Source organism: Sulfuricurvum kujiense DSM 16994, assembly GCF_000183725.1.
Taxonomy (GTDB): Bacteria; Campylobacterota; Campylobacteria; order Campylobacterales; family Sulfurimonadaceae; genus Sulfuricurvum; species Sulfuricurvum kujiense.
On record NC_014762.1, the window covers coordinates 1777346 to 1802920 of the forward strand.

Annotated in this window: 24 protein-coding genes; 14 read left to right on the forward strand and 10 right to left on the reverse strand. The window is 45.7% G+C overall.

The window, feature by feature from the left end; translation table 11 throughout:
• Nucleotides 1–2 precede the first annotated feature (2 nt).
• From SULKU_RS08855 to SULKU_RS08870, 4 genes are all read right to left on the reverse strand, one after another.
• Nucleotides 3–602 (reverse strand): pentapeptide repeat-containing protein, encoded by a 600-nt coding sequence (locus SULKU_RS08855; protein ID WP_013460622.1) that lies wholly within the window; start codon nucleotides 600–602, stop codon nucleotides 3–5.
• 29 nt (nucleotides 603–631) lie between these two features.
• Nucleotides 632–889 (reverse strand): BrnA antitoxin family protein, encoded by a 258-nt coding sequence (locus SULKU_RS08860; RefSeq protein WP_013460623.1) that lies wholly within the window; start codon nucleotides 887–889, stop codon nucleotides 632–634.
• Nucleotides 873–1178 (reverse strand): BrnT family toxin, encoded by a 306-nt coding sequence (locus tag SULKU_RS08865; protein WP_013460624.1) that lies wholly within the window; start codon nucleotides 1176–1178, stop codon nucleotides 873–875. The genes SULKU_RS08860 and SULKU_RS08865 overlap by 17 nt, the downstream gene beginning before the upstream one ends.
• 84 nt (nucleotides 1179–1262) lie before the next feature.
• Complete coding sequence (locus tag SULKU_RS08870) at nucleotides 1263–2075, reverse strand: J domain-containing protein (RefSeq protein ID WP_172633608.1); 813 nt, start codon at nucleotides 2073–2075, stop codon at nucleotides 1263–1265.
• A gap of 163 nt (nucleotides 2076–2238) precedes the next feature.
• Between SULKU_RS08870 and SULKU_RS08875 the strand changes: the two genes are divergently transcribed.
• Complete coding sequence (locus SULKU_RS08875) at nucleotides 2239–2913, forward strand: TIGR01621 family pseudouridine synthase (protein ID WP_013460626.1); 675 nt, start codon at nucleotides 2239–2241, stop codon at nucleotides 2911–2913.
• Here the strand turns inward: SULKU_RS08875 and SULKU_RS14515 are convergent.
• On the reverse strand, nucleotides 2910–4229 hold the full coding sequence (locus SULKU_RS14515; protein WP_013460627.1) for an HD-GYP domain-containing protein: 1320 nt from the start codon (nucleotides 4227–4229) through the stop codon (nucleotides 2910–2912). The genes SULKU_RS08875 and SULKU_RS14515 overlap by 4 nt on opposite strands.
• 38 nt (nucleotides 4230–4267) lie before the next feature.
• Nucleotides 4268–4876 (reverse strand): TetR/AcrR family transcriptional regulator, encoded by a 609-nt coding sequence (locus SULKU_RS08885; RefSeq protein WP_013460628.1) that lies wholly within the window; start codon nucleotides 4874–4876, stop codon nucleotides 4268–4270.
• A gap of 89 nt (nucleotides 4877–4965) precedes the next feature.
• Here SULKU_RS08885 and SULKU_RS08890 point away from each other — a divergent pair, with 89 nt between their 5' ends.
• From SULKU_RS08890 to SULKU_RS08910, 5 genes are all read left to right on the forward strand, one after another.
• Entirely contained in the window at nucleotides 4966–6198 is a 1233-nt protein-coding gene (locus SULKU_RS08890; protein WP_013460629.1) for a TolC family protein, read from the forward strand.
• Nucleotides 6195–6929, forward strand: a complete 735-nt coding sequence (locus SULKU_RS08895; RefSeq protein WP_013460630.1) for an efflux RND transporter periplasmic adaptor subunit — start codon at nucleotides 6195–6197, stop codon at nucleotides 6927–6929. The genes SULKU_RS08890 and SULKU_RS08895 overlap by 4 nt, the downstream gene beginning before the upstream one ends.
• 8 nt (nucleotides 6930–6937) lie before the next feature.
• Entirely contained in the window at nucleotides 6938–9967 is a 3030-nt protein-coding gene (locus SULKU_RS08900) for an efflux RND transporter permease subunit (protein WP_013460631.1), read from the forward strand.
• 75 nt (nucleotides 9968–10042) lie between these two features.
• Nucleotides 10043–10480, forward strand: coding sequence for a hypothetical protein (locus SULKU_RS08905; protein WP_013460632.1), 438 nt, complete (start codon nucleotides 10043–10045; stop codon nucleotides 10478–10480).
• Between the two features lie 5 nt (nucleotides 10481–10485).
• Nucleotides 10486–11400 carry a class I SAM-dependent methyltransferase gene (locus SULKU_RS08910; protein ID WP_041667083.1) on the forward strand — a complete coding sequence of 305 codons (915 nt, stop codon included), beginning with the start codon at nucleotides 10486–10488 and terminating at the stop codon, nucleotides 11398–11400.
• A 107-nt stretch (nucleotides 11401–11507) separates the two neighbouring features.
• Here SULKU_RS08910 and SULKU_RS08915 read toward each other — a convergent pair whose 3' ends face one another.
• The gene (locus SULKU_RS08915; RefSeq protein ID WP_013460634.1) at nucleotides 11508–13256 is read right to left on the reverse strand and encodes a DUF4214 domain-containing protein; all 1749 of its coding nucleotides are present in this window, start codon (nucleotides 13254–13256) and stop codon (nucleotides 11508–11510) included.
• A 204-nt stretch (nucleotides 13257–13460) separates the two neighbouring features.
• Between SULKU_RS08915 and SULKU_RS15025 the strand changes: the two genes are divergently transcribed.
• Nucleotides 13461–15872 (forward strand): DUF4214 domain-containing protein, encoded by a 2412-nt coding sequence (locus tag SULKU_RS15025; RefSeq protein ID WP_013460635.1) that lies wholly within the window; start codon nucleotides 13461–13463, stop codon nucleotides 15870–15872.
• Between the two features lie 88 nt (nucleotides 15873–15960).
• On the opposite strand, the gene SULKU_RS08925 is transcribed toward SULKU_RS15025, so the two are convergent.
• Both SULKU_RS08925 and SULKU_RS08930 read right to left on the reverse strand, forming a co-directional pair.
• Nucleotides 15961–17028 carry an alkene reductase gene (locus tag SULKU_RS08925; RefSeq protein WP_013460636.1) on the reverse strand — a complete coding sequence of 356 codons (1068 nt, stop codon included), beginning with the start codon at nucleotides 17026–17028 and terminating at the stop codon, nucleotides 15961–15963.
• Between the two features lie 146 nt (nucleotides 17029–17174).
• Nucleotides 17175–17945, reverse strand: a complete 771-nt coding sequence (locus SULKU_RS08930; RefSeq protein WP_013460637.1) for a GGDEF domain-containing protein — start codon at nucleotides 17943–17945, stop codon at nucleotides 17175–17177.
• Between the two features lie 184 nt (nucleotides 17946–18129).
• Here SULKU_RS08930 and SULKU_RS08935 point away from each other — a divergent pair, with 184 nt between their 5' ends.
• From SULKU_RS08935 to SULKU_RS08955, 5 genes are all read left to right on the forward strand, one after another.
• Complete coding sequence (locus SULKU_RS08935) at nucleotides 18130–18981, forward strand: sensor histidine kinase (RefSeq protein WP_013460638.1); 852 nt, start codon at nucleotides 18130–18132, stop codon at nucleotides 18979–18981.
• Nucleotides 18982–18991: 10 nt separating this feature from the next.
• On the forward strand, nucleotides 18992–19654 hold the full coding sequence (locus SULKU_RS08940) for a response regulator transcription factor (RefSeq protein ID WP_013460639.1): 663 nt from the start codon (nucleotides 18992–18994) through the stop codon (nucleotides 19652–19654).
• Between the two features lie 73 nt (nucleotides 19655–19727).
• A complete protein-coding gene (locus SULKU_RS08945; protein WP_013460640.1) occupies nucleotides 19728–20285 on the forward strand; it encodes an SCO family protein in 558 nt (185 codons plus the stop codon).
• Entirely contained in the window at nucleotides 20282–22450 is a 2169-nt protein-coding gene (locus SULKU_RS08950) for an ATP-binding protein (RefSeq protein WP_013460641.1), read from the forward strand. Before SULKU_RS08945 ends, SULKU_RS08950 begins: the two co-directional genes overlap by 4 nt.
• Nucleotides 22447–23850 (forward strand): HD domain-containing phosphohydrolase, encoded by a 1404-nt coding sequence (locus SULKU_RS08955; protein ID WP_013460642.1) that lies wholly within the window; start codon nucleotides 22447–22449, stop codon nucleotides 23848–23850. The genes SULKU_RS08950 and SULKU_RS08955 overlap by 4 nt, the downstream gene beginning before the upstream one ends.
• A gap of 59 nt (nucleotides 23851–23909) precedes the next feature.
• Here the strand turns inward: SULKU_RS08955 and SULKU_RS08960 are convergent, their stop codons facing one another.
• On the reverse strand, nucleotides 23910–24263 hold the full coding sequence (locus SULKU_RS08960) for a winged helix-turn-helix transcriptional regulator (protein WP_013460643.1): 354 nt from the start codon (nucleotides 24261–24263) through the stop codon (nucleotides 23910–23912).
• 102 nt (nucleotides 24264–24365) lie between these two features.
• Here SULKU_RS08960 and SULKU_RS08965 point away from each other — a divergent pair, with 102 nt between their 5' ends.
• Together SULKU_RS08965 and SULKU_RS08970 are read left to right on the forward strand one after the other, a co-directional pair.
• On the forward strand, nucleotides 24366–24953 hold the full coding sequence (locus SULKU_RS08965) for an NAD(P)H-dependent oxidoreductase (RefSeq protein ID WP_013460644.1): 588 nt from the start codon (nucleotides 24366–24368) through the stop codon (nucleotides 24951–24953).
• Nucleotides 24954–24963: 10 nt separating this feature from the next.
• A complete protein-coding gene (locus tag SULKU_RS08970; protein ID WP_013460645.1) occupies nucleotides 24964–25569 on the forward strand; it encodes an NAD(P)H-dependent oxidoreductase in 606 nt (201 codons plus the stop codon).
• Nucleotides 25570–25575: the final 6 nt, after the last annotated feature.

Here is a 25575-nt window from a genome sequence, read left to right on the forward strand (position 1 = left end):
CATTAATCAACCAGCACTATCCCCATCGATTCGAGTAAAAAGAGCGCTTCGTAGCGGCTGAAGATAGCGCCTTTGAGGTGGTTGGAGCGAAGGTCGATAGAGGTGTTGGAAGCGTCGGTAAAGTTGGCCGCCTCCAGATGGGTGTTGCCGAACAGCGCCCCTTTGAAATCGGTTCGGCTAAAATCGGCTTTGATAAAACTTCCGTTGCGAAAATCGACCTCTTTGGCTCTACACTCCCGCATCACCAATCCCTCTATGCTCAGACCGAAAAAGTTGCTGTCATTGAGGATACACTCGCGAAAAAGGATCGGATCGGCATTGAGCAAACTCTTCCAGTCCGCCATCGTCCAGTCGATCCCGACCATCTTGCACGAGACGAAATCGACATCGCTCATTTTGGTGTTGGTAAGTTTCATGACGCTCAGGTTGCAGTTTTCGAAACGGCATTCGGTGAATTTGCAGGAGGAGAAAAAAGTTTCGCTGAAATCGCAAGAGACGAAGGTGCAGTCATCGAATTCGGCTTTGGTGATCTTTTTGCCGTGCAGGTCGATACCCTCGAACTTCTCGGCGAATACGTCCATGTTGTCGGTGATAGGGATCATGTTAAAAATTCAGATGTGAATTGGCATCTTTACCCATGCGCTTTTAACCCGTCCGCAATCAACATCTTTAGATACGACTGATAGGGAATATCATTTTTATTCGCCTGAATTTTCAGCGTTTCGATCATATCAACGGGCATACGGATCGAAATCGTTTTCGCACTTTTTTGCAGCTTTGTGAGGCGTACCGGCTTGGCTTTGTCCCAATCGATATACTCGGTCGAGTCGTGTTCGTCCCAGAACTCTGCGATCTCTTCTTCGGTTTTTAATTCAGGCATTTTTTTCATAATAGCTTCTCTCCTTTTTGCTCATAGGTCGTGCCGAAATCACCCTGATGTTTTGCCCTCTCACGGTAAAAGCGACGAACAGCATTTGTCCATTATCGGTCTTTCCCAGCGCATAGCATCGGCACTCTTGCTCCGAATGGGCATTGTCCTCGTAAATGAGTAACGGGGTGTTGAAAAATATCTCTTCGATCAGCCAAAAATCAAGCCCGTGTTTGAGTTTGTTTTTCTGGATATTGCCATCATCCCAATCAAACCCGCGTAATCGTTCGACATCGAGACAATCAAACATTACTCACCTTTTTCAAAATGTATGGAATGATTATATACATAATGCCACATCATGTCAAGATCATAAAGAATTTATATTACTGATTTACGACGCTCTCAGTGTTGTCTGAGCGTTTTTGTCCGTTTGAATAGTTTCAAATGCCGCTTGGATCGATTGAAAGGTGAGAGTGTATTTGTCGATAATCTCTTGGCCTTGGTTAAACACTCGATCGGGATGGTATTTGTGCAGAAGTTTTTTACATCTTTTTTTGATCTCGGAAAGTTCTTCTTTCGGTGAAACATTCAGGAGTTTATAGGCTTTTTCTATCTTCGATTGTTCACTCTCTTTTTGAGACTCAAAATAATTATTGGATGCAAGTAGTTGCGAGATGTGCTGTCGGTTATACATAAAACTGACGTGATACTGCATGATGCGCGTACGCTTTAGAAGTATGAGCAATTTTTCTTTAACCGCTTCGCTGTCCACCTTAACAAGATAGTGATCTCTATCCCCTGCAAGGCTGATAATGTGGGTTCTAAAATAGGCGCGTAAAAAGTTATGCATATACGTTGTGGCATTCTCTTGTTTAAAAGCAAACTTGACATAAATCTTGTTAATGACCTCGATTGAAATCGGAACATTGGTGATGATATTCGCTTTTTCGATCCACTTGATCTTTATCGGGCGCTGCGGTTTTGATTCGATCTCTTCTCTCAAATCATTAGGCTCTTTGCCGTGCATCTGTTGATAGCTCCAATAGAGCCAATGAAAGAACCTATTTTTACTGTTTACTTCTTCATTGCAGTGATGGATGAAAATACCCGATTCGCCCTGAACCTTGTATTTGAAGTGGCGGTTTACAAAATCGACAATCACTTTCTCTTGGATAGAATCACGTCTAGCATGGATCAGAATCATGTTTCTATTGGCAAATATCCGCATTTTTAGAGACTCCGCTCGATCTGTTTATAGATTAAAGGATCATAAATTTTCTATATTTAAGCAAAAAACATTCCCTAGATATAAGAAATAAAAAACTGCCGATACGAATTTCAAAAGGGGAGATTGGATAAACTCTCATATGGAAAAAATGAGACTTATTTTTGAAAATGATACGTTCGTCGTTGCGATCAAACCTGAGGGAGTCAACTTCCACTCCGAAGGCGAAGCGGGGTTCGTCGTACAAGTCTCCGAACAGCTCGGATGCCCCCTCTTTCCCGTCCACCGCCTCGATAAAATGACCTCCGGTCTCGTCATCCTTGCCAAAAACTCCGAAACCGCCGCACGGTTCGGAAAAATGTTTGAAAACCGAGAGATTGAGAAATACTACCTTGCCATCAGCATGCGCAAACCGAAGAAAAAAATGGGGTGGATAAAAGGGGACATGGCAAGTGCGCGGCGGGGAGACTATAAACTCCTCGTAACGATGAACAACCCTGCCATAACCCGCTTCATCAGCTGCGCACTGCGGACCCATGAACGGGGATTTTTGATCAAGCCCCATACGGGGAAGACCCATCAGATCCGCGTCGCTCTCAAATCTCTCGGTTCTCCCATCGCGGGAGACGAGCGCTACGCGCAGGCCGACGAAGCGCGCAAAGAGGATCGGGGGTATCTGCACGCCTATGCACTGCGGTTTCGTCTGGGTGAGGAGGAATTTTGTTTTGTCTCACCCCCTGATGAGGGGGAACGGTTTATGAGTGTGGAGTGTAAAAGTCAGCTAGAAACATGGAATAAACCGTGGGAGCTGTTTTAATCCGTCATTCTTCCATACCCCAATATAAGGGCGTAAGGGGAAATAGCCTCACGTATCAGTTTTTCAAGTTCATCGATATTTTTATCGGAAACATCATTCAAGATACATTCCGCAATGTCACAAAATGAAATCACTACCATCGGGTCAAAGTGCCTTCCGCTCCCCTCACGGATAGACTCGATAGCGTGTTGAAAAGTAAATGCCTGTTTATAAGGCCGTACGGATACAAGTGCGTCAAAAACATCAACGACCGCAAATATTCTTGCTGTCAAAGGGATTTCTTCCCCTTTTAAACCGTTGGGATAACCGCTGCCGTCAAATTTTTCATGATGAAAACCGATAACCGCTAAAGCGTCATCGCACCACGGGATCTTTTGAATAAGCGCTGTTCCTAAATCCACATGCTGTTTCATGATACTGAATTCGTTTTCGTCCAAACGGCCCGGTTTTAACAAAATCGTATCGCTTATTCCGATCTTACCGACATCGTGCAGAAATGCCCCTTTGATTAATGCAGGCAATGCTTCCGGCGGCACATTCATTTTTTCCGCTAGTCGGATGGTGTAGTAGGTTACGCGATAGTTGTGTTCCGATGTATCGCTATCACGCATAGCCACCACATCTCCTAAAACCCGCACTAAGTTAAAATTGCTGTATAACAGCTCCGTTTTATCCGATTGAAGCTGCCGATATTGCCGGTAGATTATCGGAAAAATCGCCACGATGACCAATAATAAAATGACCGTCGTACCGATGAATACGATCCTCATCCCTTTGCGCATCGCAAGTACGGTTTCAGATTTCAACGGAATGGCAGCTTTCAGTACAATCGTCGATGTATGATTTATCGGAAGACTTTTTGCGAATATCAATATCAGGTTGTCGGGATCGGCAGGGACCAAGTGGTAACTAATTGTTTCCGAAACATCCGGATCAAAACGGCGGAATAATTGCACCATATCGGTGTCGGGTGTTTTGGCAACCGCAAACAGCTCTGTTCCATCCGTTTCACGTATATCCAGTATTAACATTTGATGAGACTCCATCAATTCATTCATACGGGAAATGAATAGCTTCCGGGTTTCAAGATTGCCGAGTTCCAATCCCTTTAAATGTTTTTCAAAATCGATGAACTCCTTATTGATAAGCGCATCGATCCGTTTCGCATTTTCTCGTTCAATGTACCAATAAATACTGCTGATTCCTAATAAGGTTACGGTGACAGAGATAACACCCAATCGAATAAAAAACAAAGCAAGCACATTGTTCTGAAAAAATCTTTTGACAGAATTTTTCTGCTTTACCGATGTACTCATTGACCTAAGTTTCCATCCCCGATTTAGTATAAGAAGTTTTAACGCAAACCTTTTAGCAACACCGCTTGGCTGTAGCTATAGATTTCTTCAAGATTGTCGCTCATCAGCAGGTGGCCGTCGATCAACAACGACGCGAGGCCGTGGATCGATGCCCACACCGTTGCCGCCTGTACCATCGGATTCTCCCGAGCGATTATCCCCTCTTCCTGAGCCTCGGTTAAAAGACCGATCAGGGCATACAGTCCCGTTGCCTGCGTCTCGTCTTTGTAGTCGCAGATCTCTGCGCGTTCTTTTCGGTACATCTCCCCGAAAAGAAGACGATAGAGATTCGGATGCTCGATCGCGAAATCGAGATACGCCCTCCCCATCGCTTCAAACCGAACATCTACACTGCGGCTCTTATCCTGAAAAATAGGAGTAAATATCAGATTCAGCTGCTCATACCCTTTTTCGATCACCCCGAGTATCAATGCCTCTTTGCTCTCAAAATGGCGGTAAACCGCCGTTCGTGATGTCCCGAGCCGCTGCGTCAGATCGCGAAGGGTAATACTGTCGAGTCCATCCGTGTCGATCATCTCCAATGCCGTTTGCAACAGCTCTTCTTTGAGGTTTCCGTGATGATAGGGGGCGGCTTTTTTCTCTTTCATGACGATATTGTATCAGATTATCACCCATATGTTGACATTGTCCACATTTAATGTTAACATTGTCAACATTAAACTCGTCAAGGATAACCATGAGACCGTTTGTTCTCCTCTCCTTCACCCTTTTGCCGCTGATCGCCTCAGACCTCATCACGTTATTACCGCAGGCAAAATCAAATCTGCGCGTTGAATCGGCCCGAATCGAAGCACAGAGGGCAAAAGAGCAGTTGGAACAGGCAAAAACCGCTTATTTCCCGACGCTCGACGCTACCGCCCTGTATCAAAAAAAAGACAAAGCAACCGCTTTTGAACCTCGAACGATCCAGGGATTGGAGCTAGGGACAAAAATCACCCTCTTCGACGGATTGCGCCGTGAATCGACCATTGACGCGATCCACTCTTCGATAAATTCGGCACAGCAATCCCTCCAGCAAAAAGAGCAGGACGTATTGTTTGAGACGATTCAAGCCTACTACGGCTATTTTAACGCCAAAGCATCGCTCGACGCCATCCGAGACAAAAAGACCGAACTCTCCGCACAGGTTGAACGCTTTAGCATCCTTGTCCAAAACGACCTTGCCACGTCCGATATTCTAAAATCGCTCATCGCCTCCAAACTCCAAGCCGATTATGACGAACAGAATCAAAAAGTCATGCTGGAACGGAGCCGCAAAAATCTCGAACTCCTCACCGGAAGTTCCGTCGAAAGCCTCGAATACACAGAACTCGCTACGCCGCAAACGAGAGAGATTGATCGTCACGATCTAAAAGCGGATATCTCATCGGTCGAAACGCTCCGGCACTCCGAGGGGTTTTACACCTATCTGCCGACGCTGAGCGTTCAGGGGAAACACCGTGAAATGGATTACAACGATTACGACACGATGGGGGGAAGCAATATCCAACCCTCAAGCCAAAACGAGATTATCGCATCGCTCTCGATGACCCTATTTGATATGGGAAGTATCGCAAAAGAGCGCGAACAGGCCCGTCTATCGACACTCAAAGCGCAAAAACTGATCGAATATAAAACCAAAAGCATCCAAAACGAAGCCGATATAGCCCGCCTCAGCCTCCAGGCCTCACAAAGTGCCTATGATGCGGCAAAGTCCGAAGAAGAGGCGCGAAGCGAGGCCTTTGGCTTTGTCAAAAAACGTTTTGAAGCGGGTTTGGTCAATACCACGACCTATCTGAGCGAGCTCAGCGACCTGAGCCTATCGCGTGCAAAAGTCCAGAGCGCACGCCACAGCCTCCAAATGGCTAAAGCCAATCTCGCCTACGCCTACGGAACCGATCTTATGACACTAATCGAGGGGAAACAATGAAACTTTTACTAATGACGGCACTCTCTGCCTTAAGCTTATGGGGCGATGTCTACGCCACCTTTGAAGCGCAAGCGTATCGCGAAGCCTCACTGGGGATGAACGCATCGGGGATTGTTAAAAATCTCTATGTCCAAAGAGGCGATCATGTCAAAAAAGGATCCCTTCTCCTCGAACTCGACAGTGCCGAAGAGCAGCTTTCGCTGCAGATGGCAAAAGCCGATTTGGAGGCACTCTCCAAAGAGACGACGTTTTTGAGCGATCAATACGCCCGCTATGAAAAAAGCGCACAGGTATTCGATAAAAATACCCTCGACAAACTCAAATCCGAACTAGGGACAAAGCTCGCACAGCGTGATCGTGCCCGTCTATCAATCGCCTATGCCGAACAAAAGCTCTCCAAAATGAAGCTCACGGCTCCGTTTGCGGGAAGCATCTCCGAGAAAAATATCGAACTGGGAGATATGGTCTCTTCGATGGGGGGGACGCCGTTGTTTAAACTCATCAGCGACCAGACCAAACTCCTCATCCAGTACGATTCCAAATTCGCTTCGCAGGTCAAAGCAGGAGACCGTTTTTGCAGCTCCATCGACGGCAAACCGACGGGAAAATGTTCAAAAATCATTAAAATCTACCCCTCGATCAACACCAAAAACCGTCAGATGACCGCCGAAGCCGACGGATCGGGTCTCCGTCCCGGCACGTTCGGTGACGGCATGATCATGTCAAAATAGGAGATACTATGCATAAAACCGCCATTCTCCGTCCCGTAACGACCGTTATGTTCGCCCTCGCTTTGATCTTTTTCGGGCTGGTTGAACGCAACGGTATGCCCTCGGCACTCTATCCGAACGTCGATTTCCCGATCGTCATCGTCACCACCACCTACAAAGGGGCCAATGCCGACATCGTCGAGAGCAAGGTGAGCGACAAGATCGAAGAGGCGGTGAGCGGAATCTCGGGGCTCGATACCCTAAGCTCGGACAGTTCCAAAGGGATCAGTATCGTCGTCGCTCAGTTCAAACTCTCTAAAAACCTCGACGAAGCGGTTAACGACGTCCGTGATAAAGTCTCCAGTATTCAGCTCCCCAACGAAGTGGATAAACCCTCGGTCGATAAATATGCCCTCAATTCTTCTCCCGTCATCACCCTCTTTTTAGCCGGCACCGACAGCCAAAAAGTGATGAAACACGCCGATGAGATACTCAAACCCCGCCTTCAGCGCATCGAAGGGGTCGGCGGAGTCACCCTTAAGGGTTTGCGTAAAAAGCAGATTCTCATCTCCCCCGATCCCGCCCTTCTTGCCAAATATTCATTGACGATGAACGACCTGACCAACATCATCAAAGCCCAAAACATCCGGATGGACGGCGGAAAAACCGTTGATCCGCGTCATGAATATCAAATACTCATCGACAACGACAGCAAAACGGTGCAAGCTCTCAGCGACCTTCGGATACGGGAGGGGTTGAGCTTGGGCGATGTAGCCACGGTGAGCGATACGCTGGCCGAAGAGCGCAGCTACGCTTCGCTGGACGGCAAAGCCGGGGTTCTGCTCATGGTCAAAAAGATGACGGGAGCCAACGAAATCGCGATCGCCGATGCACTGCGTGCACAGCTTCCCGCATTGGCGGCATTGGAACCGACGATGAGCCTCACACCCCTGCAGGATGCGACAGGATATATCCGCGACACCCTGCACGGCGTTCAATTCGACCTTATGCTAGGCTCACTCCTCGCCTCGCTCGTCATCTTTCTCTTTTTGCGCAACTTTACCCTCACCCTTATCGCCGCCGTCTCCCTCCCCGTATCGATTTTCGGGGTATTTGCGATCATGGGGTGGAGCGGTCAGACGTTCAATCTCCTCACCCTTACCGCCCTCACCCTCGCTATCGGGATCATCATCGACGATGCTATTGTCGTCATCGAAAATATTTTCAAGCGTCTCGAAGCGGGGCGCGACCGCCTCAATGCCGCTATCGAAGGGGTGAGCGAAATCTTGTTTTCCATCATCGCCATCTCCGCGATGCTCCTCGCCGTTTTTGTCCCGATCGCCAAAATGAGCGGGATCGTCGGGCGTTTCTTTACCAGCTTCGGCGTGACGATCATCGCCGCCATCGTCGTCTCCTTCGTCATCGCGGTCACCCTCATCCCGATGATCGCCTCGCAGATCGCCAAAGGGGAGCACAGCCCTTTTTATCACAAAACGGAACACTTCTTTGTCCGTATGGAAGAGCGATACCGTCTCCTCATTCACGCCGTCTTAAAATACAAAAAGACGACCCTCTTCAGTGCATTGGGTATCTTTATCGTCTCCATCATCCTCTCGGGGACGCTAGGGATGGTATTCATGCCCAAAGAAGACAAAAGCCAGTTCGATATTACGCTGAAAGCTCCGGCAGGGACGAGTGTGGAAGGGATGAAACATCTCTCGCTCGATGTTCAGCGCCGCATCGGCAAAATTGCCGAAGTGGAGTACTGCACCCTCTACGTCGGGCGTGGCGATGATCAAAAAGCAAACGAATCGGCGCTGTATGTCCGCCTCAAACCTCTGCACGAGCGTACCCGAAGCCAAAGCGAGATCATGAAAGAGACCCGTACCATGCTGGGTAGCCTCAAAGGATTTACGATGACGAGCGTCACCGAAGTCAATGATATCGGAGGCTACGAGATCAACACCCCCTATCAGGTGATCCTCAAAGCCCAGAACATGGACGATGCCGAAGCCTCTGCCAAAAAGCTGATGAAACTGCTCAAAAACATAGAGGGGACAACCGACGTCCAAAGCAACATCCAACCCAAGGCCCCGCAGCTGAATATCACCGTCCTCACCCAAAACGCTACGAGGCTCGGGGTCAATGTCGATGAGATAGCCCGCGTAATCGCCGATGGGTACTCCGGGGACGGAACCATCACGTTTATCCGAGAGCGGGGCAAAGAGTACGATGTCGTAATGCGTCTGGATGACACCAAACGGATGAGCATTGACACCCTAAATTCCCTCAATGTCCGTACTTCAGAAGGGGGAACGGTACCGATCTCTGCGGTCGTATCGATCACCCAAGATTACGCCCCGACGACGATCAAACGGTTCGACCGCCTCAAAAAAGTGATCGTCGGAGCCGACATCACCAAAGCCCTCCCGCTCGATAAACTGGTCAGTATCGTCAACGAGCGTCAGGGTGAGTGGCTGGGTAAAGGGGTAGCATTCGAACTCGACGGCGATGCCAAACATATGCAGGAGAGTAACGAAGCGTTCGGGGTCGCGATCGGGGCGGCACTCGTGATGATCTATCTGATCCTCGCCGCATTGTACGAATCGCCGCTGCAGCCGATCATCATCATGAGCGCATTGCCGCTGAGTTTTACGGGGGCGTTTATCGGTCTGTGGGCTGCGGGGATGAATATGTCGCTCTTTAGTATGATGGGACTGATGCTTCTGCTGGGACTGGTGGGGAAAAACTCCACCCTCGTCGTCGATGCCGCCAACCGTCTCTACCACAGCGGTCATGAGCTTGATGAATCGATCGTCGAGGCGGGGGTGGCACGTCTGCGCCCGATTCTGATGACCACGACGGCGATGTGTTTCGGGATGCTCCCCCTCGCCCTCTCGGTCGGGGAAGGTTCGGGGGTCAAGGGGCCGATGGGGGTTGCCGTTATCTGCGGACTGCTCCTCTCGACGCTGACCAGTCTCCTCGTCGTTCCGGCGCTCTATAAAGTCCTTGCACCGCTGGATAATAAAATTCGTAAGCTCTATACGATTAAAAAATAGCCTCTTCGAGGCTAAAACCCCTATATGGACTGTTTTTTGCTAGTACTTTTATAACAATATTTATAAGGAGTACAAATGCAGGTTCTATCAAACAGTTCATATCCGTTTTCAAACCCTTTTGGCACATCCTCCTATTCGCCTCCGCCGTCTTATAAAGAGATATCCCAAACCGGGGAACTCGACAAACTCAAAGACGACTTCAGTATGATTTCCCAAGAGCTGAACCCCTCTGAACGGAAACTCTATAACACCCTTTTAAGCGAAAAAAATTATGAAGCCGCAAAAGGGATAGTGACGGTCGGATTTATGCGAGCGGCAGGTATATATCACGACAATAACGCAGATACCCTCACGGGTGAATCTCTTGTTCAGGATTTGGCAACATTGTATCCGCCCGATTCCCAGGAGGAGCAGAACTCTATTAAGGCATTGCAGAATTATCTAACAGCCAATCCTTCGGCTATGGCTCTGAATCAAGAGCGGCGGGGTAATTTACTCGATCTTACCGCCTGATGCATATGAGTTTAGGCGATTTAAAAGAGTTATTAGTCTCAAATTCCCATGGCATAAACGAAGAGTACACGCGTATTTTTCACGGTCGGGGAAATACCTACGAGGGGTATCGGTTTCTTACCGTAGACAGTGTCGACAAAGTGCTGTTTGCCGTGTTGTTTGAGCCTTGCGACGAGGAAGATGCCATCGTATCGATACTGCGTGATTTCTTTTGCGCTGAGGGTAAATGGGAAGCGCTTGTAGTACAGCAGCGCTATCTCCCCTCTTCCCCGTCGAGTGTTATAGAAGGAGAGTTTCCAAACGAAACCTATGCGATTGAAAACGGCCTCAAATACCGTATCAACTTTCTCAATGCCCAAAACATCGGATTTTTCCCTGACATGAAACTCGGAAGGGAATTTGTCCGTGACCATGCCCAAGGGAAAAAGGTTTTAAACCTCTTCTCCTACACCTGTTCGTTCTCCGTGGCCGCAATATCGGGAGGTGCGGTATCGGTCGTTAATGTCGACATGAACAAAAACGTCCTCTCCGTCGGACGGGAAAACCACCGTCTCAACGCCCTTGATACGAAGAAAGTGGAATTTATGCCCTACAATATCCTCAAGTCGTGGAGCCGTATCCGCAAAGAGGGGCCGTACGATCTGATCATCATCGATCCCCCCAGCTTTCAGAAGGGTTCGTTTGCCGCCACGTCCGATTACGAGAAAATCATCCGACGGCTTCATGAGTTCGCCGCAGAGGAGTGCATCGTCCTCTCGGCACTCAACGCTCCCGAACTAAACAGCGGATTTATCAAAACCCTTTTTTGCGACAATGCACCCGAGTTTCGCTATGTTGAAAGGCTGAAAAACTTGGACAGCTTCCCCGAAAAAGAGGAAGAGCGGAGCCTGAAAAATCTGGTTTTTAAAAAAGAACCATAATTATTGTCGCAGCTACTCCCTGATCTCCCTATCTATTTCGAGAGGTTGATTTGGATCGTCACCTGAAGCCAAATTATCAACTAACTTCTACTTGGTTGAAATTTTTTTCATACTAAAGTATCAACATAAAGTGGATTCCCGACAATAAAGACATCGAATGATCCGTTTGTGTCATTGCTGACAAGGTTTGAAGCTTCACTGCTAAATGTGATATAGCTACCATCTGCAGATATAAATGGATATATCGAACGGTTATTTCCAATCTCTCCACTAGAACTTTTTGAGATGAGTTCCAATGCTCCAGTTTGAGTGTCTTTAAGAAAAACATCACCATTGTCATTAGTATCTCCGCTAACAAAATTGGTAGCAGACGTATAAAAGACTACGAATCTACCATCAGCCGAGATAGATGGGCTATAAGAACCGTTATTTCCCTGTTCCCCCGCTGCGGTACAAGAGATAAGAGTGGTAATTCCGGTTTGCGTATCTTTTAAAAAAATATCCGACTGACTATTCGTATCGCCGCTGACGAGGTTGGTGGCAGTACTGTCAAATACTACATATCTCCCATTCGAAGAGATGGATGCATTGAATGAATCGCTGTTTCCAAACGCCCCACTGGAATTCGATGATATCAGAGTAGCCGCCCCGGTTATAGTGTTTTTGAGAAAAATATCCGAAAACCATAGTTCAATTCCATCAAATATTTGAGGTACATCACCTGCTACAATGTTTGATGAAGCAGATTCAAAGACAACAAAATTACCATCTGCCGATATGTCCGGATACCAGGAAGCACGGTTCCCTATCTCTGAACTTGAACTCGATGATACCAAACTCGTAATGCCGGTTTGCGTATCTCGCAAAAAGATATCCCCATACCCGTTAGTATCACCATTCACAAGATTTGAAGCATCGCTTCTAAATACGACGTATCGGCCATCCGAAGAGATAGCGGTATTGTATGAATCATCATTCCCACCGTAACCATAAATACTCTGAGAGATCAACGTTGTAATACCAGTCTGTGTGTCTTTTAGAAAAACATCGCTGATTCCCCCTGCTCCCGATATCAAATTGCTACTGTAACTTTCGAAAACAACGTATCGGCCATCCGCACTTATAACAGGAGATACAGAGGCGTCATTTCCGATTGTTCCGCTTGAAGAGGAGGATATAAGAGAGACCGTCCCTGTTTGCGTATCTTTTAGGAAAATATCTTCCTTGGCATTAGTATCACCGTTAATAAGATTTGTGGCATAACTCTCAAATGTTATATATCTGCCATCTGACGAAATAGATGAAGACAACGAACTGGAATCTCCAATCGTTCCATCCGCTGTAATTGAAACGAGAGAAATATCGGTAGCATTCCCGTTTCCGCTGTTTTGTGAAATCATATTCAATGCACTCGTAACCGATGCCGTAGTTGCATCTATTCCTGACATTACTGAACGTGCCAATGTAGTATCATTTAAATTATTGTTGTAAAAGCTCAGACCAACCGTCTGTTTATTAGTTAAAATCGTAGCATCATCTCCAAGAGCGCCTCCGATAAAGGCTAAAATTGCCGTATCTCTCGATACCCGCCCTGCGTCAAGTTCTCCAACCCAATATTGCAAGCCGGCCGGCTCAGCATCCCGATTGAAAAGGTTATTGTAAATAGTATTTACAAACGTACTATTGGATGTCCCTGCAGGGTAGGCACTCTGAGTTTCAGATTGATCGAAAAAGCTTTGAGCTATCTGTTCCAACGTCAATCCTGAGCTGTAGACCCAGTAATCAAGCCCTGCTGAGTCCGGTGCCCTATTAAAGGTAGCAACATATAGTTTTGTAACATCATTTAAAGAAGCCATCTGAAATCCTTATTTCTACTTTGAATTTTTTATGAACCTTACTTAAATAATATGCTTTTTTTCCAAATTATTTCTTAAAATCAGTTCATATTTTTTAGGGTGACATCCATGATGACGTTTTTCTAAAAATTCTAACTTTTTTTATACTTATTGGTGTATATTTGGAAATGTCAAATTTTAATGGGAATGAGGAAGGATTTAGATATGAATGATTTATTGCTATCCGAACTTTATGTTTCGATATTAAATCGGGCACCGGACGCTGCCGGACTGGCCTATTGGGTGAATGAGCTTACTCAAGGTACGATAACATTGGAACAGCTCGGTTCCAACTGGATGAACGAACAGCCGGAGGTGGTAGCATTATACCCATCAACTCTAGCCACCGATTCTTTTATTGATGCTATCTATCAAAATGTTTTGGGACGAAGTGCAGAAGCGGCAGGGCTCATTTACTGGAGTGGAGAGCTAGAAAACGGCAATGTTACCAGAAGCATTTTTGTCAACGCCATCATTAATGGCGCCAAAGCGGCTTCGGGAAGCGCCACCGATGCAGCCTACTTAAATAATCGTGCCGAAGTGGGTCTCGCATTTGCCGCAGCGAACTTAAACGATGCCACCGTGGCACGCGATATTGAATCAATCGTTACATCCGATCCAGAAACAACAGCAGCTGCATCTGCTATCATCAATCTGGTCCCTGCCGATCCAACCTCGGCTAACTTGACCGCCATTACTTCAATCATCAATCATGTGGCAGATTTAATTGCTGCATCACCTACCGCCATTACCAATATGGTCCAATACCTTGAGACCGTAGTGGCACAAATCACAGCCAATCCGACAGCAGTTATTGCAGATGTCTTAAATGCAGTTACTTCTGTTACAGCAAGTGCGGCGATAGACACCACTATTTTAGGAAGTGCAATCAGTTTAGGAACGAGCAGTGTTACATCTCCAAGTACAATCGATTCGGCTATAGAAACAGCATCAACAGCAACACTGATACACACACAGGCAACAACAGGGATAGACACTATTTCAGGAACAGCCGCAAATGATGTATTTGTAGCCGTTGGGATTACTGCTGCGGGACAATATTCCGGTTCCGATACCAATTTTACCGATTTAACAACTATAAACAATTCTAGTACATCGCAAATAAATAGCGGTGATTCTTTCAACGGCGGAGCCGGTTACAATGTATTGCATGTGTATGGAATTGCCGATTTGAGCGGGGTAACTCTCACTAATATTCAAAAAGTCATACTACACTCTGATGTCACGTTTACTGATGAGCAAATCAATGCATTAAATGCAGCCAGAGCTTCTATCGAAGGTGACGGCTCCAGTATCATGAGAGTCACAGGAGCTCCCGGTGCTACAGCAGATATGTCCAATATACAACTTCAAGCGATCGGTCAATTTGATTTGGCACAAAGTTTAACGGCACAAATTTCACAATTGGGACTTGACCAGATAGGAACGGTTGCAGTCGACAGTGATGCCTATATTCAAGCTGATGAAGGGTCTCTTGATTTTACCGGCAAAACTGTTTACGGAGATGGCAGTGTCAAAGATGCGAATGGTGTGACGGTTGGTACCCTAGACCAAATGAGCGGTGTAATAACCCATCTTAATACGGTTGTTACGAGTGTAGCCTCTCTCGTTGATTCAATGAATACTCTTTTAGCAATCGTACCAGGGTATACTACACAGGACACCGTAAACCTTGATGTCGCCACCATGAATCTGTATTTAGGTTCACAGACCGCATCCGATGTCATTATGGCTGGCAATAATTCTGCATTTTTACGGGGTGGCAGTTATAACGACACCATTATCGGCGGCAACGGCACCAACTTTATTTCTGGAGCTGCCGGTGATGATACGATTACAGGTGGAGCATTACGTGATTTTATCGCCGGTGATGAGGGTAACGATACGGTTGATGGATTAGCCGGTAACGATTTTATCAATACTCAAAGCGGAAACGACACGGTTTCAGGTGGAGCGGGACAAGATTTTATAATGCCTGGCGATGGGGCAGACACTGTTATTGTTGATAATAATACGGACTTTATCAGTCTTTACTCCAGTACCTCGCCTTCTACAACAGACGGTGCAACCGACGTAATAAAATTTACAACGGATACTGCCCTCATCGGAGGCCCAAATGTTATCGTAGGTTTCGAGAGTGCCAATGATGTACTGAAGTTTGAATCCATTATAAGCGGTTCAGGGATTACCGGCATTACTGCTGCAAACGGCATTGCTACTATCAGCAGTGCAGGAATAGCCGGATTCAATATGAGTACCGCCGCACCTGGCGGTATCCTAATCCTGACGGATAACTCGTTTATTCGAGGTGATGCCGCTTCAGCTAACGATTCATCAATAGGCTATGACACCATATTGGGTTTGGCCGGCACCCTGGCTGGTCCAGGAGTAGGCCATCTGATTGCCGTGAATGACGGGGGAGGAAACACTAATATTTTCTATGACAGCGATGGTAGCTCTGTTCTTAATAACTGGCAGTTCGCCGTAAAAATAATAGGGGTAAGTGCCAATAATCTGAATGCAGCTTCACTTCAAATTATCAATGAAAACACCTAATCACCATACATTTTTAATACCGTTTGACTGCTTCGAAAAAGCATACAAACTCCACATTTAAAAATGGGGAGCGAAGTCTAAAAAATCTCTAGAGCGTAGGATAATCCAGATACCCCTCTTCCCCCTGAGTATAAAAAGTCTCAGGATTCGGCGCATTCAGCTCGGCATCGGCATGAAAGCGTTCGGGAAGATCGGGATTGGCTAAAAAGAGCGCTCCGAATGCGACCGCGTCCGCCAGTCCGCTTTGAATAGCTTTGTTTCCTCTCTCTTTCGTGTAGCCGCCGTTGGCTATTAAGACCCCTTTATACGCTTCGCTCAACACACTCAAGTCAACGACATTCGCCCCGTGACGGATATCTCCTTCCAACGCATCGACGATATGCAGGTAGGCGAGATCAAATTCATTGAGTAGTTCACAGATATACGAGAAATGGTTCGCAGGATCGGAGTCTTTCATATCGTTAAACGTACCGCTGGGAGAAAGTCGCACCCCCGTTTTATCCGAACCGACCGCAGAAATCACCCCTCTGATGATTTCCAAAAGAAACTTAACACGCTTTTCGATCGTACCGCCGTAAGCATCCTCCCTGTGATTGGTACCGTCACGTAAAAACTGATCGATCAGATAGCCGTTGGCCCCATGGATTTCAACCCCGTCAAATCCTGCTTCGATCGCATTTTTGGCCCCTTGAACATACTGTGCAACAACCGTTTTGATCTCTTCGATAGTGAGCGGATGGGGTGTTACGAACTCTTTCATCCCCTCGGGAGTATAGATACTGCCGGAGGGCTTGATAGCCGAAGGGGCAAAGGGGAGTTCGCCGTTATGAAATGCGGGATGCGAGATTCGTCCGACATGCCAAAGCTGCAAAAAGATTCTCCCCCCGCTCTGATGCACCGCCTTGGTCACTTTTTTCCACCCCTCTACCTGTTCTTGGGTATGAATACCCGGAGTATGCGGATAACCGATCCCGCGCGTCGAAATCTGGGTCGCTTCGGTGATGATGAGTCCTGCAGAGGCTCTTTGGGCATAGTAGCGTACCATCATATCATTGGGAACATTCCCCTCCGAACTTCGACACCGCGTCATCGGAGCCATAAATATCCGATTTTGCAAAGTGTAATTACCGATTTTTACAGGAGAGAACAGATCCATAATATACTCCTCATCAAAGATTGTGAGACTATTGTCCCACAAACAGATTTATACAATTATGAATAATATTGAGTAATTCCTATTTGAAATAATAAACCTCTCCTTTAAAGTATCACCGTAATCTTTATCACCGGTCTACGGTGATCTCATAGTCTTTTATGTTGGTACATCTTTTTATCGGCAGTATCGATAACCGAACTCCATTCATCTCTTTGTTTGAATGAAGCAACACCATAAGCAAAACTGACTTTAAAGGTATCCTCTTCAACTTTGAAAGATTTTTTTCCACAGTTCATAAGCATATGATCAATTTTTTCTTCTATCTTAGCAACCGGTTCGCCGCTGCCGAACATGACTAAGAACTCATCTCCTCCAAATCGGATGACATCTCCTCCAATCTCTTTAAGTTTATGCGCTATGTGTACTAAAATTTTATCACCGATAATATGTCCATAAGTATCGTTAATCTCTTTAAATTTATTCAAATCAATCATCACCATGACTCCGTTTCCGCGCATAGTGTGTTTATCGCTATTAAGATAATGATCTTCAAACCATTTACGGTTATAGCTTTTGGTCAGGGCGTCTTCATAGATAATTTGCTGAAGTGCTTGAATCTCATCACGCAATACCTTTGTTTCAGACAAAACGGCAGAGAGCTTTTTTTTGTCCTCAGACTCAATCGCTTCAATAGCCTGCTCAGCACAGGCGGATAATCGAAGCACATGATGGACAACTTTTTCATCCAGCATATCAGCATCAAGAAGCTCTTCAGGCTGAAGATCAAGATTCAGTAAATGGGCCTCCTCTGCATACAATTTCCCATAATAAGACGGAAAAACAACTTTGAGCGCTTTAATTTTATTTTTAATATTTTCGGTAATTTGAACATGTTGTTCATGTACATTTTTTATCATTGCCATATCCTCTCGATTGATCCAATGCGGTGCTTCATCTCTTGCGGCTACCACTGTTGTATTGTTATCCCGTTATTTTAGGAAACATAAAATACACTCTAGTATTCATGCAAGTATAAAATAGATATGTTTGATGAGTGTTGGGTGTATACTAAACGTATTATATGTAGAGCAAAGGATTGATTTGGATTTAACGCTTTTAACAATCACCTATTCGATAGGTATCATTCTTCTTTTACTGGCAATGTTAATCTATTGGAATGGGCGGTTGCGCGGGGAAATTGCACAGAAACAACAGGCATTGGAAGAGAGGGATATTTTACAGAAACAGCAGGATTTTTTCATCCGCAAAATGGTTCACGAAATGAACACGCCTCTCAGTGCAATCGAGCTCAATATTTCCGTCATGATGCGCGACTATCCCAATGTGCGCAATCTTGAGATGATCAAAAGCTCAGCCCGTATTCTATCGACGATCTATGACGATATTGCCTTTTTATCCCGAAAAGAATTCCTTTGCCCTGTACCCGAATGGATCAATATCGAAGAGTTTATTGCGGACCGCATCCTCTATTTTGATGCCATGCTCTCGGTTAAAGAGATCGTGATCGAAATGGAGATCGATGAAGGGTATGAAATTCATATGTCCCGTACGGAACTACAAAGACTCATCGACAACAATCTCTCCAATGCCGTCAAATATACGCAGAAACACGGCGAAATTATCATCATCGTCATCTCCAAAGAATCCGATGGACTTCTGCTCACATTCAAAGACAACGGTATCGGTATGTCCGAAGAAGAGCGGCAAAAACTTTTCGAAGTTTACTATCGCGGAAATGCCCATCATCAGGGATTGGGGTTAGGAATGAGTATTATCAAAGATATCTGTGACGCCAACGCCATCTCCATCCGTGTTGAAAGCGTAAAAGGGGAAGGCAGTTCCTTTACTTACAACATTCCCGAAACACTCATACGTCAAACATCCATCAAACAGTCCGATGCTATACTCCGCAAAATAGAAGCAAGGAAATGAAAGAAAAACGATGAGAGCACTCCTTCTTGAAGACGATTATGCATTCAATACTCTCATTGCCGAAGAGCTGATACGTCTTGGGTTTTCAGTCGATTCGTGTTTCGAAGGAGAATGCGCCATAAACGCCGTTTATACACAACAGCATGACCTCTATATAATCGATATCAATGTTCCCTCCTTCAACGGCTTCGAAGTACTCACATATATCCGGGAACGCTATGCGAACACTCCCGCACTCATTATCACGACCCATTCGGAAATCGAATACCTCAAAAAAGGATTCGCCCTTGGCTGCCACGATTACCTCAAAAAGCCTTTCGAGATGGAAGAACTCATGATCCGTATTCATAATGCGTTACGCCTCTCAAATCCGCAGCAGCGGGACGATAGACTTGCCCTTTCGCAAGGATATACCTATTCGCTGATCACCGGCGAACTTTATTACCATGATATCCTTGTCGAATTGACGCGAATCGAATCTCTTCTGCTCCGTGTTCTGATACAAAATATCGGCAATGTCGTCGGCTCGGATACCATACAAAACTATGTTTGGAACAACGAAGAGATTTCACCTTCAACCATGCGCTACTGGGTTCACCGTCTGATGAAAAAACTCAAAAGCGGTATGATTGTCAACGTCCGAGGAGTCGGTTATCGTCTTCGAAAACTGTAAATATCCATTCTCCATCAAACACTCACCCAACATTTCTATATTACACTTTTACAAACAAAAGCAAAGGTTTCATTTGAAAAAAAATATTGCAGGCTTTATACTTCTGTTCTTAATGCTTTCTCTGTTGATGATTTTTCCTCTGACTGCCAATTTTTTTACCGAAGAGACCCGCTCGGTCAAAATAAACCAATCGGATATTTTTGTGCCGTTTTTGGAACACGAGACGACAAAGGCGGTTTTTGTCTATTTCGGATATGTCGGATGCACCGCCATATGTATCCCGACACTCAATGATTTCACCCCTATGTACCGCCGAATACATGAACACTATCCCGATACTGCATTTTATTTTGTCAATCTTAATCCGACACAGCCGAAGGAATGGGTTGAGCCGTTCGCAAAAAGTTTTGATCCGACATTTCACGGCATCTATGCAACCGCATCCGAAGTTGACCGATTTGAGCGCAATTTTCATCTTGCCCTCACACCGTACAATGAGGAGATGTCCCACTCCTCTAACCTTTATCTATTGATCCGTGAACAAAATCACTATGTTTTGAAACGAATCTATGTGACCCATCCCTATTCTGAAGATGTGATCATCGATGATTTAGAAAGCTTAATCGTATGATTCCATTTACAGTTTTAGGGACTAAAGAGCGCCTGTTATTACAATCGCATTATTACGAAGCAGACAAACTGATGATGTGGATTTTACTCATTCATGCATTTGTCGCGATTTTCGTAACAGCCAATTATTACAATACCTACTGGCTCGGAATAGTCGGAAGTGCCGTTATTCTTACCCTGTGCAGTGCAGCGTTCATTCTGCTGCGGGGAACACTGTGGTTTCGTCTGATTGCCGCTGTTGCCATCATGCTCTTTTCCGCTATCTACATACAACAGCATCTCGGTCGGATAGAGATGCATTTTCATGTTTTTATCGGTTTGGCCATATTGACCATTTACAAAGATGTAGTGCCGATGTTTATCGCGACTGCGGCGATTCTCATTCACCATCTGCTGTTCAACTGGATGCAATCTCTCCACGTTATACTCGGCAATGAGCCGGTGATGATATTCAGTTACGGGTGCGGGACAGAATATGTTATTTTACACGGGGTAATGGTCATTGCAGAAACGGTTCTCCTGACCTATATCATCAAAAATTCAGCCCAACAATTTATCGAAGTGATCCGAGCGCAAGAAGCGCTTGATATATCCAATCAACAGCTAAGCCGATTCAATATCACACTCGAAGAGCAAGTACGTTTGCGTACGCAGGAGCTTGAATCTGCCCTTCAAAAGCACATCGGGATGGCCGAAGATTTAAAAATGGCCAAAGAAGAAGCCGTCTCGGCAAACCAGCTTAAATCTGAATTTTTGGCTAATATGAGCCATGAAATCCGCACGCCCCTTAATTCGGTGATCGGATTTTCGGATTTGCTGGAACAAGAGGTCAAGGAGCCGAAGCAGGTACAGTATCTGCATGCCATCAAAAACGGGGGAAAAGCCCTCCTTTCGTTGATCAATAATATTTTGGATCTCTCCAAAATCGAATCGGGACATATGAAAGTGGAATTGCATCCGCTCCATTTCAAACCGTTTCTTCGAGAAATCATGAATATGTTTATCGAGCCCGGAAAGAAAAAAGGGCTTGAAGTCACCTATGAAATAGAAAAGAATCTCCCCGAATGGATTATTGCCGATGAAATCCGTATTCGACAGATATTATTCAATCTCATCTCCAATGCCATCAAATTCACCGAAAAAGGTTCCGTTCGCCTCAGTGTATTGTCTACCCCTTCCAAAAACGAAGGCTTTGTTGATCTCATTTTCTCGATCAAAGATACGGGAATCGGTATTTCGCCGAAAAATCAAATAAAAATATTTGATGCTTTCATCCAAAATGACGGACAAGACAGCCGACAATTCGGCGGAACCGGTTTAGGGCTTGCCATCTGCCGCAAACTGGCACAGCTTATGAAAGGGGATATTACCATTGAGAGCCAACTGGGCCAAGGGAGCGAATTTACGTTCACAATAGCAAATATCGAAATTTCGGAAGCATTGTTCGCGGAGGCAGAAGAAGCACCGACGAAAAACACCATCACCTTCTCATCCTCCAAAATCCTGATTGTCGACGATATTGAAGAAAACCGGATATTGCTTCATGAATTTTTGAACGAATTCGGATTCGAGATCGAAGAAGCGGTAGACGGGCTGGAGGCAACCGAGCTCATCCGTGAACACGCCTATGATCTCGTATTGACCGATATTCGTATGCCGCGTATGGACGGATGGGAGGCTATCCGCTTTATTAGAGATGAATTAAGCAATCATACCCTCCCCGTAGTCGCAGTCACCGCATCGGTGATGAAAGAAGATTATGAACACCTGATGAAAGTCTTTGACGGAATTATCGAAAAACCGGTCAATAAATCATTACTGATCTCAACACTTCAACGCTTTTTACCTTACACGCAAAATATACCTCTGCCGGAGGAAGAGAGTTCTTTTGCCATTTCAGGACTTACCCCCGATGAGCAGGAGCGGTTAAAAAACAGCCTTTCCGATTGCGCTAAAGAGGTAGATGCCATTTTGGAATCCGGGGATATCGAATTAGCCGAAGGATTCGCCGATAAGCTGTTTAATATAGGAAACGAATTCGAAACAAAAGCCATTATAAAGTATGCGTCATTACTTAAAGAAAATTGCGAAAGCTTCAACATAGAAAGCGTCGAAAGCTTGCTAAAAGAGTATCAAAAGAACCAAAAACTATGGAGCATTTCATGATAAGTTCATCCGTACCGACCATCTTAGTCGTCGATGACGAACCGCGTAATATTCAAGTCGTATCTAACGTCCTAAAAGAGATAAATGAATGCCATATAATCTATGCAGTCAACGGTGAGCAGGCATTACAGCGGGTCGAAAAAAACGAGATCGATCTTATCTTGCTTGATATGATGATGCCGCTTCTAGACGGGCTTGAAACCTGTAAACGTCTAAAAGCCGATTCACGCTACAGCTCCATACCTATCGTATTTCTCACTGCAAAAAACGATGAAGAGAGCCTTATAAAAGGATTTGAAGCGGGAGCGGTAGATTACATTTCAAAACCGTTTTTGCGGCGTGAACTTATTGCCCGTGTCACTACCCATCTCAATCTCCGATCGGCACAAAAAACGCTCTCTTTTGAACTCTCCGAAAACAAAGAACTGCTCAAACAGTATAAAGAGATCGTCGACATAAGCTCAATCGTCACCAAAAGCGATCCAAGCGGCCGCATTACCTATGCGAACGATAATTTTTGCACTATCAGCGGCTATTCGCATGGCGAGCTTCTCGGAAAATCCCATAGCATCGTTCGGCATCCCGAAGTTCCATCATCTTTTTACAAAGAGATGTGGGATACGATTCGTGAAAAACGCCCATGGCAAGGAATCGTCAAAAATCTTACCAAAGAGGGAAAAGTCTATATTGTCGATGCCGTTGTCAGCCCTATTCTAAACAGCAAAGACGAAATCGTCGAATATATCAGCCTTCGTAAAGACATCACTCCGCTTGTTGAACTAAAAGAGGAGATCGAAGCAACCCAAAAAGAGTTGATTTTGATGTTGGGTAATGTAGGAGAAAACCGTTCCAAGGAGACGGCGGCACATGTCCGACGTGTCGCCGAATACGCGAAAATTCTTGCCGCCGCCTATGGATTAAGCCCCTCCGAATGCGAAACCCTATGGTCTACCGCAACGATGCACGACATCGGCAAAGTAGGAATCCCTGACCATATCTTGAACAAACCCGGCAAATTGACCGATGAAGAGTTTGAGATTATGAAAACGCATGCCGAAACCGGCTATTCGTTTTTCAAAAACTCTTCCCGTCCTTTGCTTCAGGCGGCAGCCATCGTTGCCCACGAACATCATGAACGTTGGGACGGTCTGGGATACCCCCGAGGACTCAGCGGAGAAAATATCCATATATTCGGACGAATTACGGCAATCGCCGACGTATTCGATGCATTGGGAACCAAAAGAGTTTACAAACGGGGATGGGAAATCGATGAAATTTTAGAGTATTTCCGTCAACAAAGCGGAAAGCAGTTTGAACCGAAGTTAGTAGAATTGCTTTTGGCTAACGTAGATCAGTTTTTACTCATAATCGATACCTATCAGGATCTTCCCGCCTCTTAAAACAACGATGTCACATTTTGAATGCGATCTTCATTGCCTGTTTACGGGCAAAAGCGGCTTTAGCCTTTTTGCTGTGTACAGGCGATGAGTATATTTTTATCCCGCGCATACTCTACGCCCCAATCGATCATCATCTCCAAAATAGGACGAATCGCCTCTCCGTGCGGGGTCAGAGAGTATTCCACTTTCGGCGGAACCTGCTCGTAGACGACACGTCGGATCAGACCGTTTTCCTCCATCTCGCGCAGCTGCTGTGTCAGCATCTTTTGAGTGATGCGGGGCATGAGACGAAGCATCTCTCCGTTTCGCAACACTTTTTTATCGTGCAGATGCCATAATATAAGCCCTTTCCATTTTCCGCCGATCAGTTCGAGGGTAAGTTCAAAGTGGCAATTAAAAGGGGAGTTGATCATCTATAGTTACCTTTTAGTATGTACAGTACTTTTTAGTGCGTTCTTGACTAAATATACTGTATTCTATAAAATCTCACCTGATACAACCTTGAAGGAACTGTTTTGAAACATGTATTACTATTGAACCTGCACCAAAAATACGAAGGATTCGCCAATGGGAATTTGACGAGAGATCTTCTCAAAGAGGCGAAAACATTTTTTCTCAATCACGGATATGAAGTCCGGGAGACAACTATCGAAGAGGGATACGATGTCGCCGAAGAGTTGGAAAAATTCCAATGGGCCGATCTCTTTTTCGTCCAATCTCCGGTCTATTGGATGGGATTGCCGTGGCTGGGCAAAAAATACATCGACGATATTTTCTCCGGCGGAGCCAATACGGTTACCTACACCAGCGACGGACGGAGCCGAAACGATCCGTCAAAAACTTACGGAAGCGGCGGGCTGATGGGAGGAAAGCACTATATGCTGAGCTTCACCTACAACTGTCCCGAGAGCGAGTTTAACAATCCCCAAGGATTTTTCGAGGGAATGAGTGTCGATGAAGCCAATATCGCCCTCCATAAAACCTTCCAGTTCTGCGGCGTAACACCGTACCCGAGCTATGCGGTACACGATATCTATAAATCCGATTTTGACATCAACGGTGCCCTAAACGGATTGCAAGACCATTTAAAAAACACCCTCTAAGGAGAACCCTATGCGAAACGATTTTGAAAAAGCGATGCACTTCCGCCACGCGTGCAAACTGTTCGATGCAACCAAACCGATGAGTAACGAAGATTTAACATTTATCCTCGAAGCGGGACGCCTCAGCCCCAGTTCGTTCGGAATGGAGCAATGGCAATTTTTCGTAATCCGCGATACCGAAATGAAAGAAGAAATCCGAACCGTCGCATGGAATCAGCCTCAGATTACGACCGCGTCCGAACTGATCGCGATCGGATACAAAAAAAAGGTCCGAAGCACTGATGGCTATATCCAAAGCCAATTCAACCAATTTCACTTTCCCGAACCTCTCCGTCAGCTTTACGCCAGCTTTATGGACCCGCGAAGTGATGAAGCGCTTGAGTGCTGGTCATCCAGACAGGTCTACATCGCGGCTGCCAACATGATGAGCGCCGCCGCATCCATCGGTATCGATTCGTGTCCGATCGAAGGATTTGACCGGGACGCGGTGGAAAAAATCATGGGGATAGATACCGATACCTACGGTATCCCTTTGCTGATCCCGTTCGGATACCGCGTCAAAGAGCAGCAAAGCCGCCATCGCAGTGAACTTTCCGAGCTTATTACCTATCTATAAACAAGG

Excerpts from the sequence above, each read along its gene's own strand:
- SULKU_RS08930 (WP_013460637.1), bottom strand. The coding sequence starts at position 17,945 with ATGATAAAAAATGTACATGAACAACATGTTCAAATTACCGAAAATATT.
- SULKU_RS08865 (WP_013460624.1), bottom strand. The coding sequence starts at position 1,178 with ATGTTTGATTGTCTCGATGTCGAACGATTACGCGGGTTTGATTGGGAT.
- SULKU_RS08970 (WP_013460645.1), top strand. The coding sequence starts at position 24,964 with ATGCGAAACGATTTTGAAAAAGCGATGCACTTCCGCCACGCGTGCAAA.
- SULKU_RS08870 (WP_172633608.1), bottom strand. The coding sequence starts at position 2,075 with ATGATTCTGATCCATGCTAGACGTGATTCTATCCAAGAGAAAGTGATT.
- SULKU_RS08960 (WP_013460643.1), bottom strand. The coding sequence starts at position 24,263 with ATGATCAACTCCCCTTTTAATTGCCACTTTGAACTTACCCTCGAACTG.
- SULKU_RS08895 (WP_013460630.1), top strand. The coding sequence starts at position 6,195 with ATGAAACTTTTACTAATGACGGCACTCTCTGCCTTAAGCTTATGGGGC.
- SULKU_RS08925 (WP_013460636.1), bottom strand. The coding sequence starts at position 17,028 with ATGGATCTGTTCTCTCCTGTAAAAATCGGTAATTACACTTTGCAAAAT.
- SULKU_RS08860 (WP_013460623.1), bottom strand. The coding sequence starts at position 889 with ATGAAAAAAATGCCTGAATTAAAAACCGAAGAAGAGATCGCAGAGTTC.
- SULKU_RS08905 (WP_013460632.1), top strand. The coding sequence starts at position 10,043 with ATGCAGGTTCTATCAAACAGTTCATATCCGTTTTCAAACCCTTTTGGC.
- SULKU_RS08900 (WP_013460631.1), top strand. The coding sequence starts at position 6,938 with ATGCATAAAACCGCCATTCTCCGTCCCGTAACGACCGTTATGTTCGCC.
- SULKU_RS08855 (WP_013460622.1), bottom strand. The coding sequence starts at position 602 with ATGATCCCTATCACCGACAACATGGACGTATTCGCCGAGAAGTTCGAG.
- SULKU_RS08955 (WP_013460642.1), top strand. The coding sequence starts at position 22,447 with ATGATAAGTTCATCCGTACCGACCATCTTAGTCGTCGATGACGAACCG.
- SULKU_RS08885 (WP_013460628.1), bottom strand. The coding sequence starts at position 4,876 with ATGAAAGAGAAAAAAGCCGCCCCCTATCATCACGGAAACCTCAAAGAA.
- SULKU_RS08910 (WP_041667083.1), top strand. The coding sequence starts at position 10,486 with ATGAGTTTAGGCGATTTAAAAGAGTTATTAGTCTCAAATTCCCATGGC.
- SULKU_RS08915 (WP_013460634.1), bottom strand. The coding sequence starts at position 13,256 with ATGGCTTCTTTAAATGATGTTACAAAACTATATGTTGCTACCTTTAAT.
- SULKU_RS08890 (WP_013460629.1), top strand. The coding sequence starts at position 4,966 with ATGAGACCGTTTGTTCTCCTCTCCTTCACCCTTTTGCCGCTGATCGCC.
- SULKU_RS15025 (WP_013460635.1), top strand. The coding sequence starts at position 13,461 with ATGAATGATTTATTGCTATCCGAACTTTATGTTTCGATATTAAATCGG.
- SULKU_RS08950 (WP_013460641.1), top strand. The coding sequence starts at position 20,282 with ATGATTCCATTTACAGTTTTAGGGACTAAAGAGCGCCTGTTATTACAA.
- SULKU_RS08875 (WP_013460626.1), top strand. The coding sequence starts at position 2,239 with ATGGAAAAAATGAGACTTATTTTTGAAAATGATACGTTCGTCGTTGCG.
- SULKU_RS14515 (WP_013460627.1), bottom strand. The coding sequence starts at position 4,229 with ATGAGTACATCGGTAAAGCAGAAAAATTCTGTCAAAAGATTTTTTCAG.
- SULKU_RS08940 (WP_013460639.1), top strand. The coding sequence starts at position 18,992 with ATGAGAGCACTCCTTCTTGAAGACGATTATGCATTCAATACTCTCATT.